16 protein-coding genes and 1 pseudogene are annotated in these 17,674 nt (G+C 63.7%); 16 read left to right on the top strand and 1 reads right to left on the bottom strand.

Annotated features, from left to right (window positions below):
• Positions 1–43 precede the first annotated feature (43 nt).
• On the top strand, positions 44–1,150 hold the full coding sequence (locus ACYU03_RS20110; protein WP_461886378.1) for an NADH:flavin oxidoreductase/NADH oxidase: 1,107 nt from the start codon (positions 44–46) through the stop codon (positions 1,148–1,150).
• A 42-nt stretch (positions 1,151–1,192) separates the two neighbouring features.
• Here the strand turns inward: ACYU03_RS20110 and ACYU03_RS20105 are convergent.
• A pseudogene (locus tag ACYU03_RS20105) lies at positions 1,193–1,255 on the bottom strand (toxin-antitoxin system HicB family antitoxin); the annotation flags it as partial.
• 104 nt (positions 1,256–1,359) lie between these two features.
• Here ACYU03_RS20105 and ACYU03_RS20100 point away from each other — a divergent pair.
• The 15 genes from ACYU03_RS20100 (at position 1,360) to ACYU03_RS20030 (ending at position 17,604) form a co-directional block, all read left to right on the top strand.
• A complete protein-coding gene (locus ACYU03_RS20100; RefSeq protein ID WP_461886377.1) occupies positions 1,360–2,082 on the top strand; it encodes a tellurite resistance TerB family protein in 723 nt (240 codons plus the stop codon).
• Positions 2,083–2,188: 106 nt separating this feature from the next.
• Positions 2,189–3,811: a methyl-accepting chemotaxis protein gene (locus tag ACYU03_RS20095; RefSeq protein WP_461886376.1), complete on the top strand. Its 1,623-nt coding sequence runs from the start codon at positions 2,189–2,191 to the stop codon at positions 3,809–3,811.
• 6 nt (positions 3,812–3,817) lie between these two features.
• Positions 3,818–4,339: a chemotaxis protein CheW gene (locus tag ACYU03_RS20090; protein WP_461886375.1), complete on the top strand. Its 522-nt coding sequence runs from the start codon at positions 3,818–3,820 to the stop codon at positions 4,337–4,339.
• On the top strand, positions 4,336–5,592 hold the full coding sequence (locus ACYU03_RS20085) for a CheR family methyltransferase (RefSeq protein ID WP_461886374.1): 1,257 nt from the start codon (positions 4,336–4,338) through the stop codon (positions 5,590–5,592). Before ACYU03_RS20090 ends, ACYU03_RS20085 begins: the two co-directional genes overlap by 4 nt.
• Positions 5,589–6,254 (top strand): chemotaxis protein CheW, encoded by a 666-nt coding sequence (locus ACYU03_RS20080; RefSeq protein WP_461886373.1) that lies wholly within the window; start codon positions 5,589–5,591, stop codon positions 6,252–6,254. The genes ACYU03_RS20085 and ACYU03_RS20080 overlap by 4 nt, the downstream gene beginning before the upstream one ends.
• Positions 6,251–8,530 (top strand): response regulator, encoded by a 2,280-nt coding sequence (locus tag ACYU03_RS20075; protein ID WP_461886372.1) that lies wholly within the window; start codon positions 6,251–6,253, stop codon positions 8,528–8,530. The genes ACYU03_RS20080 and ACYU03_RS20075 overlap by 4 nt, the downstream gene beginning before the upstream one ends.
• Positions 8,527–9,540, top strand: coding sequence for a chemotaxis-specific protein-glutamate methyltransferase CheB (gene cheB, locus ACYU03_RS20070; RefSeq protein WP_461886371.1), 1,014 nt, complete (start codon positions 8,527–8,529; stop codon positions 9,538–9,540). The genes ACYU03_RS20075 and cheB overlap by 4 nt, the downstream gene beginning before the upstream one ends.
• Before the next feature lie 51 nt (positions 9,541–9,591).
• Positions 9,592–10,596, top strand: coding sequence for a diguanylate cyclase (locus ACYU03_RS20065; RefSeq protein ID WP_461886370.1), 1,005 nt, complete (start codon positions 9,592–9,594; stop codon positions 10,594–10,596).
• Positions 10,597–10,740: 144 nt separating this feature from the next.
• Positions 10,741–11,836, top strand: a protein-coding gene (gene prfB / locus ACYU03_RS20060) for a peptide chain release factor 2 (protein ID WP_461886369.1) whose coding sequence is annotated in 2 segments (ribosomal slippage) — positions 10,741–10,812 and positions 10,814–11,836 — 1,095 coding nt in all. Because the reading frame shifts where the segments join, the coding sequence is not laid out codon by codon here.
• A 107-nt stretch (positions 11,837–11,943) separates the two neighbouring features.
• On the top strand, positions 11,944–13,446 hold the full coding sequence (gene lysS, locus ACYU03_RS20055) for a lysine--tRNA ligase (RefSeq protein ID WP_461886368.1): 1,503 nt from the start codon (positions 11,944–11,946) through the stop codon (positions 13,444–13,446).
• Positions 13,447–13,788: 342 nt separating this feature from the next.
• Positions 13,789–14,493, top strand: a complete 705-nt coding sequence (locus tag ACYU03_RS20050) for a TetR/AcrR family transcriptional regulator (protein ID WP_461886367.1) — start codon at positions 13,789–13,791, stop codon at positions 14,491–14,493.
• A 30-nt stretch (positions 14,494–14,523) separates the two neighbouring features.
• Positions 14,524–15,069: a hypothetical protein gene (locus tag ACYU03_RS20045; protein ID WP_461886366.1), complete on the top strand. Its 546-nt coding sequence runs from the start codon at positions 14,524–14,526 to the stop codon at positions 15,067–15,069.
• Positions 15,070–15,093: 24 nt separating this feature from the next.
• Entirely contained in the window at positions 15,094–16,371 is a 1,278-nt protein-coding gene (locus tag ACYU03_RS20040; protein ID WP_461886365.1) for a flavohemoglobin expression-modulating QEGLA motif protein, read from the top strand.
• A complete protein-coding gene (locus ACYU03_RS20035) occupies positions 16,343–17,281 on the top strand; it encodes an alpha/beta hydrolase (protein WP_461886364.1) in 939 nt (312 codons plus the stop codon). Before ACYU03_RS20040 ends, ACYU03_RS20035 begins: the two co-directional genes overlap by 29 nt.
• Positions 17,278–17,604: a hypothetical protein gene (locus ACYU03_RS20030; protein ID WP_461886363.1), complete on the top strand. Its 327-nt coding sequence runs from the start codon at positions 17,278–17,280 to the stop codon at positions 17,602–17,604. The genes ACYU03_RS20035 and ACYU03_RS20030 overlap by 4 nt, the downstream gene beginning before the upstream one ends.
• Positions 17,605–17,674: the final 70 nt, after the last annotated feature.

Here is a 17,674-nt window from a genome sequence, read left to right as displayed (position 1 = left end):
TGTCCAGGCCGGACCACCATTGGAGTCCCTGGGAGGTGCCCTCATGAGCCTGCTGCTTGAGCCTTACACCCTGCGTCAGCTGACCTTGCCCAACCGTATTGCCGTATCACCAATGTGCCAGTATTCGAGTGTCGATGGCCTGGCCAATGACTGGCACCTGGTGCACTTGGGCAGCCGCGCCGTTGGTGGGGCTGGCCTGGTGTTCACCGAAGCCACTGCCGTGACCGCCGATGGCCGCATCACCGCCGAGGACTTGGGCCTGTGGGACGATGCCCAGATCCCGCCGTTGCAGCGCATTACCCGTTTTATCACCGCCCAAGGCGCCGTTCCCGGCATCCAACTGGCCCATGCCGGTCGCAAGGCCAGTACCCACAGGCCTTGGCTGGGCAAGCATGGCAGCGTCAAAGTCGAGGAGGGTGGCTGGCAGCCGGTGGGGCCGTCGAAGATTGCCTTCGATCCGGAGCATACCGTTCCCCATGAGCTGGATGAAGGCGAGATCGAGGGCATCATCCAGGCTTTCGTGGCCTCTGCGCAGCGCGCGCTGACGGCCGGGTTCAAGGTGGTCGAGGTGCACGCCGCCCATGGTTACCTGCTACATCAGTTCCTTTCGCCCCTGAGCAACCAGCGCCGCGACCGTTATGGCAGCTGTTTCGAAAACCGCATCCGCCTGACCTTGCAGGTCACCGAGGCGGTCCGTGAGGTCTGGCCTGAGGATCTGCCGTTGTTCGTGCGAGTGTCGGCCACCGACTGGGTCGAGGATGGCTGGAACCCGGACGAAACAGTGGAACTGGCGCGGCGCCTGAAGGCCCTCGGCGCGGACCTCATCGATGTGTCTTCCGGCGGTACCTCGGTGCATGCCGAGATTCCCACCGGGCCGGGGTACCAGACGCGCTTCGCCGAGCGCGTGCGCAAGGAGTCCGGGATCGCCACCGGCACCGTTGGCATGATCACCGAGCCGGCCCAGGCCGAACACATCCTGCGTACCGGTCAGGCCGATGTCATCCTGCTGGCTCGTGAGCTGTTGCGCGACCCGTATTGGCCGCTGCACGCCGATGACGACCTGGGTGGCAACAGGGCCACTTGGCCGGCGCAGTACCAGCGGGCGACCAGCCGCGAGAACCCGATTCATGAGTCGGACCTGCGTGATTGAAGGCGCTCGGCGGTAGGCAGCCTGGGTGAGGACGTCGCACACTCACTGATTGATGCTCTTGTCTGCCAGCTCGGCCTTTACGGCTACGCTGGCATGCAGGGCAGGTTAGAGGCTCAGGCCGCGGGAAACATCTGGATGCAAGTGCATTAAGCATGGGTTCAGGCAATGGTCCTAATCTGGGGTTTTCTTTCCCTATGAGGAGGTGTGCAATGAACACCCGAGGTCTGCTCGACCAGTTGCTCAAGTCCGGCCAGGAACTGCTGCAGAACCCACAAAGCAAAGGCGCCGCAGGCAAGGCCTCCGGCCTGGGCGAGTTGCTGGGTGGTGGCAAGAGCGCTGGTGGCCTTGGCAGCTTGCTTTCCGGTGCAGGTGGCGGGGCGCTGGCGGCTGGCGCCATGGGCTTGCTGTTGGGCAACAAGAAGGCGCGCAAGTATGGCGGCAAGGCGCTCACCTATGGTGGCCTGGCTGCGCTTGGTGTGTTGGCGTACAAGGCCTATGGCAACTGGCAGGCCCGCCAGGGCGGCAATGCCCCGACCGAGCCGCAGACCCTGGACCGCCTCCCCACTGCCCAGGTCGAGCAGCACAGCCAGGCCATCCTCAAGGCGCTGGTGGCCGCGGCCAAGTCCGACGGGCATATCGACGAGCGTGAGCGTGAACTGATCGAAGGCGAGTTCGTCAAGCTGGACAATGACAGCGAACTGCAACATTGGCTGCACGCCGAACTGAACAAACCGTTGGATCCGGCCGATGTCGCCCGCGCCGCGCAGACCCCGGAAATGGCGGCGGAGATGTACATCGCCAGCGTGATGCTGGTCGATCAGGAGAACTTCATGGAGCGGGCCTATCTGGACGAGTTGGCCCGTCAGTTGCAGTTGGATCCTGTCCTGCGCCAGGAGCTGGAGAGCCAGGTCAGGATCGCGACTGGTCAATGAGGTGCAAGGGCATGGATGCCCGCTGAAGTCAGCCGCGAATGCGCCAGGTGGCTGGGCTATACTCTGCCCATTTTTCCTGCTCGCATCGAACCCCTGAGGGCTGACCTTGAAGAACTGGACCTTGCGCCAACGGATCCTGGCAAGTTTTGCTGTGATCATCGCCATCATGCTGTTGATGATCGTGGCCGCCTATTCGCGGCTGGTAGCGATCGAGTCCAGCGCGCAGGCGGTAGGTTCCCACAGCATTCCCGGCGTCTACTACAGCTCGATGATCCGGGGGGCCTGGGTCGACAGCTATGTGACCAGCCAGCAACTGGTAGGGCTGAACCACCACCGCGAGATCAGCTCCTCTGACCTGGAACTGTTCAAGAGCTTCGATGACCGTCTCAAACAGCACATGGCCAGCTACCAGGCGACCATCAGTTCGCCCGAGGAGCAGGCCAGCTTCGACGCTTTCGTCCGGCAAGAGGAGGATTACCTCAAGATCCTCGACCAGACCCTGCAGGCCTACCGGCAAAAGGACTACGCCGAAGCCGAGCGCCTGATCGCAGAGTCCCTGACGCCGGCCTGGGAGACTGGGCGCAAGCACCTCAACGGCGTGATCGAGCGCAACCGAGAGACTGCCGGGCAGGCCACCGACGCTATCGTCAGTGCAGTGGGCACCGCCAAGGGCAGCATGATCGTGTCGCTGGTGCTGGCGATCGTCGCTGCGGGGATCTGTGGCCTGGTGCTGCTGCGTATCATCACCGCTCCCATGCGACGCATCGTCCAGGCCCTCGACAAGTTGCGCTCGGGTGACCTGAGCGCGCGCCTGAACTTGGATCGCAAGGATGAGTTCGATGCCATCGAGACCGGCTTCAACGAGATGATGGAGGCCCTGGGCAGCCTGGTATCACAGGCCCAGCGCTCATCGGTCCAGGTAACCACCTCGGTGACCGAGATCGCTGCCACGTCCAAGCAGCAGCAAGCCACGGCCACCGAGACGGCTGCCACCACCACGGAAATCGGCGCCACTTCGCGGGAGATCGCCGCGACCTCGCGGGACCTGGTCCGCACCATGACTGAAGTGACATCCGCCGCCGACCAGGCCTCGATTCTCGCCGGGTCCGGTCAGCAAGGCCTGGCGCGCATGGAAGAGACCATGCACCAGGTGATGGGCGCGGCTGACCTGGTCAACAACAAGCTGGCGATCCTCAACGAGAAGGCGAGCAATATCAATCAAGTGGTGGTGACCATCGTCAAGGTGGCCGACCAGACCAACCTGCTGTCGCTCAACGCCGCCATCGAGGCCGAAAAGGCCGGTGAGTACGGGCGCGGGTTCGCGGTGGTGGCCACCGAGGTCCGGCGTCTGGCCGACCAAACCGCGGTGGCCACTTACGACATCGAGCAGATGGTGCGTGAGATCCAGTCGGCGGTATCGGCAGGGGTCATGGGCATGGACAAGTTCTCCGAGGAAGTGCGGAGGGGCATGTTCGAGGTGCAGCAGGTGGGCGAGCAACTGACCCAGATCATCCATCAGGTCCAGGCCCTGGCGCCGCGGGTGCTGATGGTCAACGAGGGCATGCAGGCCCAGGCCACCGGGGCCGAACAGATCAACCAGGCCCTGGCTCAGCTCAGTGATGCCAGCACCCAGACGGTGGAGTCGTTGCGTCAGGCCAGCTTTGCCATCGATGAGTTGAGCCAGGTGGCTGTCGGATTGCGCGGCGGTGTGTCGCGTTTCAAAGTCTGACCGGCGATGACGGATCTTCACTCCCGCCAAGACCTGGCGTCGGCTGCCAAAGGCGTGCTGTACCTGGTGTTCCAGATCGCCGGCCAGCGTTTCGCCCTGGATGCCCGCGAGGTGATCGAGGTGTTGCCGCGCCGGGCGCTCAAGCCCATTGCCCAGGCGCCGGCCTGGGTGGCCGGGATCCTGGCCCATCGCGGCGCTCTGGTGCCGGTGGTCGACATGAGCAGTTTGAGCTTCGGCCAGCCTGCGCCCCTGCGCACCAGTACGCGGTTGGTGCTGGTGCACTACCGCGCCGACGCCCAGCGTCCGGATCTGCAGCTTGGCCTGATTCTCGAGCAGGCGACCGATACCCTGCGTTGCCATTCCGGAGAATTCCAGCCCTATGGCTTGGACACCGGCGAGGCACCTTACCTGGGGCCCGTGCGCCAGGACAGCGAGGGCATGCTGCAGCGCATCAGTGTCAACGACCTGCTGCCGGATGAGGCCCGTCAGTTGTTGTTTCCCGGCGAGCCCATCCAGGAGCAGGCATGAGCGACGAGCAGCGGTTTTTCCGCTTCCTGCAGGAACGCATCGGCCTGGATGTCGAGTCGGTGGGCGCATCCATGGTCACGCGTGCGTTGCGCCAGCGTTGCAGCGTGCTCGAGGCCAGCGACCTGGATGATTACTGGTGGCACTTGCAGCAATCTGCAGAGGAGCAACAGGCGCTGATCGAAGCGGTCATCGTTCCCGAGACCTGGTTCTTCCGTTATCCCGAATCTTTCTCTGCCCTGGTCGGCCTGGCCCACAAGCGTCTGGCCGAGCTGGGCGGCTCGCGTGCGCTGCGTATCTTGAGCCTGCCGTGCTCGACCGGCGAGGAACCCTATTCGATCGCCATGGCTTTGCTCGATGCTGGCATGAATGGCCAGTCGTTCCGCGTCGATGGCATGGATGTCAGCCCCAGCGCCATCGCTCGGGGCGAACAAGCCATTTACGGGCGCAATGCCTTCCGTGGCTCGGCCCTGGCGTTTCGAGAGAAGCATTTCAGCGACACCGGTGACGGGCATCGCCTGGATGAGCGTGTCCGGCAACAGGTCAGTCTGCAGGTCGGCAATGTCCTGGACCCTGCGCTCGGAGCGCGGGAGGGCATGTATGACTTCGTGTTCTGCCGCAACCTGCTGATCTATTTCGATGTGCCGACCCAGCAGCGAGCCTTCGAGGCACTCAAGCGCTTGACCCATGACCAGGGCGTTCTGTTCATCGGGCCAGCCGAAGGCAGCCTGCTGGCGCGCCTGGGCATGCGTCCGCTGGGTATTGCCCAGTCGTTCGCCTATATCCGCCAGGGTGAAAGCCGGCTCCCGGTTGTCGACAATGCCGGTCATTCTGCGCGTCGTCCTGCCGCTAGCATCGCCCTGCCGCGTCTCGACCCGATAACGGCGCGGCCCTTGCGGCCGCTGCCCAAGCCTGTGGCTGCGCCGCTGCGTCGGGAAAGCGAGACCGAGTTGTTGGCGCATATCGCGCAACTGGCCAATGCGGGCAACAGCGACCAGGCCCGGGAGGCCTGTGAGCGCTACCTGCGACAGTTTTCGCCCAAGGCCCAAGTCTATTACTGGCTTGGCCTGCTCAGCGACACGGCGGGTGATGGACAGGCCGCCATAGGCCATTATCGCAAGGCGCTGTACTTGGAGCCGCAACATCCCGAGGCCCTGGTACACCTGGCGGCGTTGCTGGCGTCCCGGGGCGACGAAGCCGGCGCCCGGCGTCTGCAAGCGCGCGCTGCACGCTTGGGCCGGGAGGCTGAACAATGAGGGGAGAACACCCGGTGCGGTTGGTCAACGACAACGCTGACAGCATCGACGATTGCTGGAACCGCATCGGCGTCCACGGTGACAAGCAGTGCCCCTTGCTGGCCCGGCATATCCATTGCCGCAATTGCGAGGTCTACGCCGCGGCCGCGACCCGCCTGCTCGATCGCTATGCCCTGCTTCAAGATGACCGGGTGGAAGAGGGCGGCCAGGAAGAGGTGGCCGTTGGGCGTTCGATGCTGTTGTTCCGTCTCGGGGAGGAGTGGCTTGCCCTGGCGACATCCTGCCTGGCCGAGATCGCCCCGCTGCAGCCGGTGCATTCGCTGCCGCATCAACGCTCCCGCGTCCTGCAGGGCGTGGCCAATGTCCGTGGCGCCCTGGTGCCCTGTCTGTCCTTGGCCGAACTGCTTGGCCTGGACATCATGCCGGCCGAGCGCAGCGGCGGGCGGGTGATGCCGCGTATGCTGATCCTTGCGGCGCAAGGGGGCGCGGTGGTGATGCCGGTCGACGAGATCGACGGTATCCATGGGTTGGACCCGGCGCGTCTTGGGCTTGAGCAGGGTTCGTCACGCTTCACTGCGGCGGTCCTGCAATGGCGAGGTCGCAGCGTCCGGGTGTTGGATGAGCAACAAGTACTGTCAGCCGTGAGCCGGAGCCTGTCATGACCCCAGAGCAAATGCGCGATGCATCGCTGCTCGAATTGTTCAGCCTGGAGGCCGAGGCCCAGACGCAGGTACTGAGCGCAGGCTTGCTGGCGCTGGAGCGCAACCCGGCTCAGGCAGACCAACTGGAAGCCTGCATGCGGGCGGCCCACTCCCTCAAGGGGGCGGCTCGGATCGTGGGCGTCGATGCCGGTGTCAGTGTCGCCCATGTGATGGAGGATTGCCTGGTCGCGGCGCAAGAAGGGCGTCTGTCGCTGCGTGCGGAGCACATCGACGCCTTGCTTCAAGGCACGGACCTGTTGATGCGTATCGCCACGCCGGGCGATGCCGCCGGTGAAGCGGCGGTTCCTGGGTTTCTGGCGCAGATGGCTGCCTTGCTCGACCCGGGCGCGACCACTCTGTCCGTGCCCCCTGGCCGGGGCCTGTCGTCCAGCCCGGCCGAAGCCGTTGCACCTTCCAGCAGCCAGCCGGCACCTGAGGTGGATGCCGAGCCGGCAACGGTGCGCAAGGGCAAGCGCGCGACCGAAGGGGGCGAGCGGGTGTTGCGGGTAACCGCCGAGCGTCTGAACAATCTGTTGGATCTGTCGAGCAAATCGCTGGTAGAAACCCAGCGCCTGAAGGCCTACCTGGCCAGCCTGCAGCGCCTCAAGCGCATGCATGGCCAGGGCATGCGCGCCCTGGATGGCCTGAAGGCGCAGTTGGAAGCGGGCGGCCAGAGCGCCGAGGTGCTCGATGCCTTGGCCCAGGCGCAGCGCCTGCTCGGCGAAACACAGCAGATCCTGCAACAGCAGGCGGCCGACTTGGACGAATTCGGCTGGCAGGCCAGCCAGCGCGCGCAGTTGCTCTATGACACCGCCTTGGCCTGCCGCATGCGTCCCTTTGCCGATGTGCTGTCCGGGCAGAGCCGCATGGTGCGGGACCTGGGGCGTTCGCTGGGCAAGCAGGTGCGGCTGCAGATCGAAGGGGAGAAGACCCAGGTCGACCGCGACGTCCTCGAGAAGCTCGAAGCTCCTCTTACCCACCTGTTGCGCAATGCCGTGGACCACGGCATCGAGCTACCTGAGCGGCGCCTGCTGGCGGGCAAGCGGGACGAGGGGGTGATCCGCCTGCGGGCTTCCCACCAGGCCGGGCTGTTGGTACTGGAGCTCAGTGACGACGGTGCTGGGGTCGACCTGGAACGCTTGCGCCACAACATCGTCGAACGGGCCCTGTCTCCGGCCGAGACCGTGGCGCAGATGAGCGAGGCTGAGCTGCTCACCTTCCTGTTCCTGCCGGGCTTCAGCCTGCGTGACGAGGTCACCGAGGTGTCCGGGCGGGGTGTCGGGCTGGATGCTGTGCAGCACATGGTGCGCGAGCTGCACGGGTCCATCGAGTTGACCCAGGTTCGCGGCCAGGGCAGTTGCTTTCACCTGGAGGTGCCCTTGACCCTGTCGGTGGTGCGCAGCCTGGTGGTGGAAGTGGGTGGCGAGGCCTACGCGTTCCCCCTGGCGCACATCGAGCGCACCTTGGACGTGCCAGCCGAGGCTATCGTGCAGATAGAAGGGCGCCAGCACTTCTGGCATGAGGAGCGGCACATTGGCCTGGTCGCCGCCAACCAGTTGCTCAACCGTCCTGCGGGCCAGAGCGATGAACAGAATATCCGCGTGGTGGTGATCCGTGAGCGCGATCAACTGTATGGCGTCGCCGTCGAGCGCCTGATCGGCGAACGGGTGCTGGTGGTGATGCCGCTGGATCCGCGCTTGGGCAAGGTCCAGGACATTTCCGCCGGTGCTTTGCTCGACGATGGCGCGGTGGTGTTGATCATCGATGTCGAGGACTTGCTGCGCTCGGTCGAGAAGCTGCTCAGCACCGGCCGTCTGGAGCGTATCGAGCGTGGTGTTCGCAGTGGCAGGGGGGCGGCGCGCAAACGCGTTCTGGTGGTCGACGACTCGCTCACCGTGCGCGAGCTGCAGCGCAAGCTCTTGGGCAACCGCGGCTATGAGGTTGCCGTGGCGGTCGACGGCATGGACGGCTGGAACGCCCTGCGCAGTGAGGATTTCGACCTGCTGATCACCGACATCGACATGCCGCGCATGGACGGCATCGAGCTTGTGACCTTGGTGCGCCGCGACCATCGCTTGCAATCGTTGCCAGTCATGGTGGTGTCCTACAAGGATCGCGAAGAGGACCGCCGCCGTGGACTGGATGCCGGAGCCGACTACTATTTGGCAAAGGCCAGTTTCCATGATGATGCGTTGCTGGATGCGGTTACCGAGTTGATCGGAGGTGCGCAGGGATGAGGATCGCCATCGTCAACGATCTGCCCATGGCCGTGGAAGCCTTGCGTCGTGCGTTGGCCTTCGAACCGGCGCACCAGGTGATCTGGGTAGCCGGCGACGGGGCCGAAGCAGTGCAGCGCTGCACCGAACAGCTTCCGGACCTGATCCTCATGGACCTGATCATGCCGGTCATGGATGGTGTCGAGGCGACCCGGCGGATCATGGCCGAGACGCCCTGCGCCATCGTCATCGTCACGGTAGATCGTAAGCAGAACGTGCACCGGGTGTTCGAAGCCATGGGACACGGCGCCCTCGATGTGGTCGATACTCCAGCCCTCGGTGCCGGCGATGCGCGGGAAGCGGCGGCACCGTTATTGCGCAAGATCCTCAATATCGGCTGGCTGATCGGCCAGCAACGTGGTAACAGCCCCAGGCCCCTGGTGGCTCCCTTACGGGCAGCGGCACAGCGCCGGGGCCTGGTGGCCATCGGTTCGTCCGCCGGCGGCCCGGCAGCCCTCGAAGTGCTCCTCAAGGGCCTGCCCCGGGACTTTCCCGCCGCGATCGTGCTGGTGCAACATGTCGACCAGGTTTTCGCTGCGGGCATGGCAGAATGGCTCAGTAGCGTCTCGGGCCTGGCCGTGCGCTTGGCCCGCGAAGGCGAACCGCCGCAGCCGGGCCAGGTACTGCTGGCTGGGACCAACCACCACATCCGGCTGCTCAAGGGCGGTCAACTGGCCTATACCGCCGAGCCGGTCAACGAAATCTACCGGCCGTCGATCGATGTATTTTTCGAAAGCGTGGCCTGCTGCTGGACGGGCGATGCCGTGGGCGTGCTGCTGACCGGCATGGGCCGGGATGGCGCCCAGGGCCTGAAACTGATGCGCCAGCAGGGTTTCCTGACCATTGCCCAGGACCAGCACAGCAGTGCCGTGTACGGCATGCCCAAGGCGGCCGCGGCAATAGGCGCGGCAATGGAAGTCCGCCCGCTCGAGCGGATTGCGGCACGATTGACGGAAGTTTTCCCCAAATGACGATAGGTATTGAGTCACGCCGCCTGGCCGGCAGTGACCTGGTGAATGCGTATGAATGATTTACCGATCGATGGTTTCAAGACTACCAACGAAAATTCGGCGATGGTCCTGCTGATCGACGATCAGGCGATGATCGGCGAGGCGGTGCGGAGAGGCCTGGCGCACGAAGAGAACATCGATTTCCACTTCTGCGCCGACCCACACCAGGCTGTTGCCCAGGCCATGCGTATCAAGCCGACGGTCATTCTCCAGGACTTGGTCATGCCCGGGCTGGATGGCCTCACGCTGGTCCGTGAGTACCGCAATAACCCGGTGACCCAGGATATCCCGATCATCGTTCTGTCGACCAAGGAGGAACCGCTGGTCAAGAGCGCTGCCTTCGCCGCCGGTGCTAACGATTACCTGGTCAAGTTGCCGGATAATATCGAGCTGGTAGCGCGGATCCGCTACCACTCGCGCTCCTACCTGACCCTGTTGCAGCGCGACGAGGCCTACCGCGCCCTGCGCGTCAGCCAGCAGCAATTGCTCGACACCAACCTGGTGTTGCAGCGGCTGATGCATTCCGATGGCCTCACCGGGTTGTCGAACCGTCGTCATTTCGACGAGTACCTGGAGCTGGAATGGCGCCGTGCCATGCGCGAGCAGAGCCAACTGTCGCTGCTGATGATCGATGTCGACTACTTCAAGTCGTTCAACGACACCTTCGGCCACCTGGCCGGCGACGAGGCCTTGTGCAAGGTGGCCGAGGCCATCCGCAACTCCTGCTCGCGGCCGAGCGACCTGCCGGCCCGCTACGGCGGCGAGGAGTTCGCCTTGGTCCTGCCCGGTACCTCGCCGGGCGGCGCGCGACTGATCGCCGAGAAGCTGCGCCAGACGGTGCTGGCCATGAACATCCCGCACACCGCGCCCGAGGCCGATGCCTGCCTGACCGTGAGCATTGGCCTGGCGACTCAGACACCCGTCATCGGCAGCCATTGCCGGCAACTGATCTCGGCGGCCGACAAGGGCTTGTACCTGGCCAAGAACAATGGGCGCAACCAGGTGGGCGTGGCCTGAGCGAGGCAACCGGCCAGCGTGGGGCGCCGCGCTCCAGAGGACGCTTAAGCAGGCCAGTGTTCTGATCGCCGGGCTGACCAAAACCGCGGGGTTGCGGTATACTCTTGCGCTTTTGAAAGCACAACGCACGAGAGTCCCTAGCCCATGGAAATCAACCCGATCCTGAACACCATCAAGGACCTGACCGAGCGTTCCGAATCCATTCGGGGGTATCTTTGACTACGATCAGAAGCATGACCGCCTGATCGAAGTAAACCGCGAGCTGGAAGACCCGAACGTCTGGAACAAGCCCGAATACGCCCAGGAACTGGGACGCGAGCGCGCCACCCTGGCACAGATCGTCGAAACCCTGGACACGCTGTCCGAAGGCCTGGCCGATTGCCGCGACCTGCTGGACATGGCCGTCGAAGAGAACGACGAAAACGCCGTGGGCGACGTGGTCAGTGAGCTTGAGAGCCTCGAGCAGTCCCTGGCCCAGCTCGAGTTCCGCCGCATGTTCAGCGGCGAGATGGACATGAACAACGCCTACCTGGACATCCAGGCCGGTTCCGGCGGCACCGAAGCCCAGGACTGGGCCAACATCCTCCTGCGCATGTACCTGCGCTGGGCGGACAAGCGTGGTTTCGACACCACCATCATGGAGCTGTCCGAGGGCGAAGTCGCCGGCATCAAGGGCGCCACCCTGCACATCAAGGGCGAGTATGCCTTCGGCTGGCTGCGCACAGAGATTGGCGTGCACCGCCTGGTACGCAAGAGCCCGTTCGATTCCGGCAACCGCCGCCATACTTCGTTCTCGGCAGTATTCGTGTCGCCGGAGATCGATGACAAGGTGGAAATCGAGATCAACCCGTCTGACCTGCGTATCGACACCTACCGGTCTTCCGGCGCGGGTGGCCAGCACGTCAACACCACCGACTCGGCGGTGCGGATCACCCACGTACCGACCAACACCGTGGTCAGCTGCCAGAACGAACGCTCCCAGCACGCCAACAAGGACACCGCCATGAAGATGCTGCGGGCCAAGTTGTACGAGCTGGAGATGCAGAAGCGCAACGCTGCCTCCCAGGCCCTGGAAGACAGCAAGTCGGATATCGGCTGGGGCCACCAGATCCGCTCCTATGTGCTCGACGCGTCGCGGATCAAGGACCTGCGTACTGGCGTCGAGCGCAGCGACTGCGACAAGGTGCTCGACGGTGACCTCGACGAATACCTGGAGGCCAGCCTCAAACAGGGGCTGTAACCTCCACACCGATGCCGCGGGCATGGCGCGTTCCTGTAGGAGCGGGCTTGCCCGCGATCCCTTGCCAGGGCAAGGGACAATGAACCCGTGATGGAAAAGATGACGACATGAGCGACCTCAAACTCGACCCGCAAGACCTGCAACAGGAAGAAAACGCCCTGATCGCCCTGCGCAAGGAAAAACTTGCCGCCGAGCGTGCGAAGGGCCAGGCCTTCCCCAATGACTTCCGCCGCGACAACTACTGCGACGACCTGCAGAAGCAGTACGCCGACAAGACCAAGGAAGAACTGGAAGCTGCAGCGATCCCGGTCAAGGTTGCCGGCCGAATCATGCTCAACCGTGGCTCGTTCATGGTCATCCAGGACATGACCGGGCGCATCCAGGTCTACGTCAACCGCAAGACCCTGCCCGAAGAAACCCTGGCCGCTGTCAAGACCTGGGACCTGGGCGACATCATCGCCGCTGAAGGCACCCTGGCCCGTTCCGGCAAGGGCGACCTGTACGTCGAGATGACCACCGTGCGCCTGCTGACCAAGTCGCTGCGTCCGCTGCCGGACAAGCACCACGGCCTGACCGACACCGAGCAGCGCTACCGCCAGCGTTATGTCGACCTGATGGTCAACGAGGAAACCCGCCACACCTTCCGCGTGCGTTCCCAGGTCATCTCGCACATCCGCAGCTTCCTGGCCAAGCGTGACTTCCTCGAAGTCGAGACGCCGATGCTGCAGACCATCCCTGGTGGTGCCGCGGCCAAGCCGTTCGAGACCCATCACAATGCGCTGGATATGGCCATGTTCCTGCGTATCGCACCGGAGCTGTATCTCAAGCGTCTGGTGGTCGGTGGTTTCGAGAAGGTCTTCGAGATCAACCGCAACTTCCGCAACGAAGGCGTTTCGACCCGGCACAACCCCGAGTTCACCATGCTCGAGTTCTACCAGGCCTACGCTGACTACGAAGACAACATGGACCTCACCGAAGAGCTGTTCCGCGAGCTGGCGCAGTTGGTGCTGGGCAGCACCGACGTGCCGTACGGCGACAAGGTGTTCCACTTCGGCGAGCCGTTCGCCCGCCTGTCGGTGTTCGACTCGATCCTCAAGTACAACCCCGAGATCACCGCAGCCGACTTGCAGGACGTCGACAAGGCGCGTGAGCTTGCCAAGCAGGCCGGTGCCAAAGTCCTCGGTCACGAAGGCCTGGGCAAGCTGCAGGTGATGATTTTCGAAGAGCTGGTCGAGCACAAACTGGAGCAGCCGCACTTCATCACTGAATACCCGTTCGAAGTCTCGCCACTGGCGCGTCGCAACGACAAGAACCCCAACGTCACCGATCGCTTCGAGCTGTTCATCGGTGGCCGCGAGATCGCCAACGCCTACTCCGAGCTCAACGACGCCGAGGACCAGGCTGAGCGTTTCCTGGCCCAGGTCGCCGAGAAGGACGCCGGTGACGACGAAGCCATGCACTTCGACGCTGACTTCGTCCGCGCCCTGGAGTACGGCATGCCGCCGACCGCCGGCGAGGGCATCGGTATCGACCGCCTGGTGATGTTGCTGACCAACTCGCCGTCGATTCGTGACGTGATCCTGTTCCCGCACATGCGCCCACAGGCCTGAGCATCCTGAACAAGCCGCCTCCCGGGGTAATGGCTACTCACTTACGCTGGGGTACCTTCAGGTGGGGCTGCTACGCAGCCCCATCGCGACACAAGGCCGCTCCCACAGAGGGCTTGCAAGCCACGCGTTTACGTATCGGCAAGCCTCTTGTGGGAGCGGCCTTGTGTCGCGATGGGGCGCGCAGCGGCCCCAAGCCATACGATAGATGTCTTAAGTGAGCAGCATTACCTTCCGGGGCGGCTTTTTCTTGCCTACTGGCTTGTAGGAGCGGGCTTGCCCGCGATTGTGCCGGTACAGGTAATCGAAGGCTAAATTGACACGAGGTACTCAATGACACCCGCAATGTCCCAACAAGGCGCGGCCGGCGTGGCCACCGCCGTCGCTGAAAGTGTGCAGTACCAGGGACGCAAGACTAGCCGCCAGGGCAGCGAGCAGCGCCGCCAGCAGATTCTCGATGCCGCCATGCGCATCGTCGTCCGCGACGGCGTGCGCGGCGTACGCCACCGCGCGGTGGCCGCCGAAGCCGGGGTGCCGCTGTCGGCCACCACCTACTACTTCAAGGATATCGAGGACCTGCTGGCCGACACCTTCGCCCAGTATGTCGAGCGCAGTGCTGCGTACATGGCCAAGCTCTGGACCAACACCGAGGTGTTGCTGCGCCAGTTGATGTCCCAGGGCGATGGCAGCGCACAGTCGCGTGCCCAACTGGCCGATGAGATAGCGCGCATGACCGCCGACTATGTCACCCGCCAGTTCAACAACCGCCGTGACTTCCTCATGGCCGAACAGGCCTTCCGCCAGGAGGCGCTGCTGAGCCCGCGCTTGGCCGAGTTGGTGCGCGCCCATGAGCAGATTCTCCTGCACGGCGCCCGGCAGATGCTTCAGGTGGTTGGTTCGCGCCAGCCTGAGCAGGATGCCTTGGTGTTGACGGCAATTATCGAGCAGATGGAATATCAGGTCCTGCTCAAGGACGCGAATTCACAAGCCGATGGGCAGATGCTCGCTATCCTTACTCGATACCTGCACCTGGTGCTGGCTTCGGCGTGAGGTGCGACTGATTCTTTCAAGGAGAACCTGATGAAAGCCTGGCGTGTGCTGTTGACCCTGTCATTCCTGCTGCTCGGCGGTTGTCTGGTGACCTTCAACGAGCCGCTGCCGAGCAACGAGGCAGCGCCCACGACCCTGCTCGGCCAGTGGAGCAGCAAGGATGCCTGGGGCGAGCCCCTGGAGCTGAGCATCAGCCGAATGGGCGGCGATGCCTACAAGGCGGTGGCCCGGGGCAAGGGCAAGTCGCCTGAGGAGTATGTCTTTACCGTCTCCCACCATGGCAATCGCTGGTACCTGTCGGCCGGTGTGCCGAAGCGGCTGGGGGGCAACTTCCTGATCGGTGGTTTCGAGGTGATCGACAGCAACGAGCTGGTGCTCTACAACCTCGATGTCGACCAGGTCCAGCAGGCGGTGGAGAAGAAGGAACTGACCGGACGCAGCACCGAGGGGCTGCAGGAGAACGGCAGGGGCGTGTTGATCGACAGCCCTTCGGAGCGGGTCCTGGCCTATCTGGATGATCCGGCCAATTCCGACCTGTTCATTGAAGTGGCGCGCTTCCAGCGGGCCAGCAAGTAAGCGATTCGACTCAAGGAGTGTGGGGTGGACGAGTACCAGCAGACGATACGTGCGTTATCCGACCGGATTGTCGCGGCGCAGACGCCCATCCGTGTACTCGATGCGGTGAAGTGGGATGACAGTATCCGTCAGGGTTTCCTCAAGGCCAGGGGCAAGGAACCACCCGCGGTGGACCGTGCCTATTACCAAGGGCGTCCGCTGTCGTTCGACTCCGGCGCGGTGAAGTCGGAATTCCAGAGCATCGAGCGTGACATCACGCGCCAGCTCGGTCAGTTCAACCCAGTGGGACAGATCATGCGGCGCATGTGCAAGGAGTACCGCATGGTGGTGCGCATGCTCGAGGCGCGTGGTACCGAGGACTTCGGCCTGATCTCCCAGGATCTCTACGGTGCGGCCTCCGATGCCTTCCACGCTGGCGATCCGACCCTGGCCGATCTCGGTCTGATGCTGTCGGACTACCTGAACAACATCGATGGCCGCGGCGACCTTAAGGACGAACCCAAGAGTCTCACGGCCAAGGAAGCGGTGGCATTGCTCCAGCACCGTCTGAACCGGGTGTTCGGCGAGGCCGAGGAGACCATCCGCGTGTTCGAGTCCGACGGTATCGTCGCCGATGCTGCGGCGGGCGCCGACTACATCAAGATCCGCGCCGATGCCATGTTCAACAACCGTGATGTGCGCGCCCTGGAGGTCCACGAAGGCCTGGTGCATGTCGGCACCACGCTCAACGGCCTGAACCAGCCGATCTGTACCTTCCTGGCCAAGGGCCCACCCTCGTCGACCGTGACCCAGGAAGGCTTGGCCATTCTCATGGAAGTCATCGCCTTCGCCTCCTACCCCAGCCGCCTGCGCAAGTTGACCAACCGTACCCGAGCCATCCACATGGTGGAGGAGGGGGCTGACTTCATGCAGGTCTACGAGTTCTTCCGCGGCCAGGGCTTCGAAGCGGCGGAAAGCTATGGGAATGCGAGCCGGGTGTTCCGTGGCTCGGTGCCCAACGGTTTGCCATTTACCAAGGACTTGTCTTACCTCAAGGGTTTCATCATGGTTTACAACTACATTCAGTTGGCCGTGAAGAAGGGCAAACTCGAGCAGATTCCCTTGCTGTTCTGTGGCAAGACCACCCTGGAAGACATGCGTACCCTGCGCCAACTGGTCGACGAAGGCCTGGTGGAGCCGCCCAAGTACCTGCCGGAGCAGTTCCGCGACCTCAACGCGCTGTCGGCCTGGATGTGCTTCTCCAACTTCCTCAACCACCTGAGCCTGGATCGCATTGAAGCCGACTACGCGAACATTCTCTGAGGCCTGCCGACGATTGGCCGTACCAGGTCTGCTGCTGTTGAGCCTGTTCCTGGGGCCAGCCGGATGCAGCAGCCTGCTGTTCTATCCCGAGCCCGGCCAACCCTTTACCCCTGAACGGGCGAAACTGGCCTTTCGTGAACTGACCCTGACCGCCGCTGATGGCACGCGCCTGCATGCCTGGTGGCTGCCGGCCAAGGCCGGGGTGGCCGTCAAGGGCACGGTGCTGCACCTGCACGGCAATGGCGGCAACCTGGCCTGGCACCTGGGAGGGAGCTACTGGCTGCCGGAGCAGGGATACCAGGTATTGATGATCGATTACCGTGGCTACGGGTTGTCCCAGGGCAAGCCGACCCTGCCGGCGGTCTACCAGGATATCGGGGCGGCGCTGGACTGGTTGGCGCAGGCCCCGCAAGTGCAGGGTAAGCCGCTGGTGCTGCTCGGGCAGAGCCTCGGTGGCGCCATGGGCATCCATTACCTGGCGGCACACCCTGAGCAGCGCCAGCGCTTCCAGGCGCTGGTGTTCGATGGCGTGCCGGCCAGTTACCGGGAGGTCGGCCGTTTCGCCCTCAGCACCTCCTGGCTGACCTGGCCGTTGCAGGTGCCACTGTCCTGGCTGGTGCCCGATGGCGACAGTGCGATCCGTTCGATCGAGCGGATCGATAACCCGCCGAAACTGTTCTTCCACAGTATTGATGACCCCATCGTGCCCATGGACAACGTCATCAGCCTGTACCGGCACGCACCGCCGCCGCGGGTGCTGCAACTGACCCGAGGCGGCCATGTGCAGACTTTCGCCGACCCGACCTGGCGTCAGGTGATGCTGCGTTTTCTGGACGACCCCGCGCATTTCAACGGGCTCCGGCGCTTGGCCGAAGTCCCTAACTACCCTGACGAGAAAAACAAGCAATGAGCGAAGAACGCAACGCCATCCCGCTGATCCTGACCGGCATTGGCAGCATCATCGTGACGGTGGGGACCCTCTGGTACTACGGTTATCTGCATTTCGCCAAGCCGGAGGATGCTCTGCTGCTGTCGGACTTCACCATGCTCAAGACGGTACCGGGCGAGGACTACAAGGTCTCGCTCAACCCAGCGCCGCAGGTGGCGCAGTGCATCGATGGCGTACTGGTATTGTTCGACACCCAGCAGAAGGGCCTGACCGGCGTGTTGGTGGACAACAAGAAACAGGCCGTGCGCTGCATGGGGCAGGAAACACCGCAGCAGGTGCAGTGACTGTAGCGGCCCAGGCGAGTGGGCTGGCAGCGACAACGAAAATGAAAACCCCGCCATCAAGGCGGGGTTT

This window comes from Pseudomonas sp. X10 (assembly GCF_054889225.1).
This window is presented reverse-complemented; position numbering and strand designations above follow the sequence as displayed.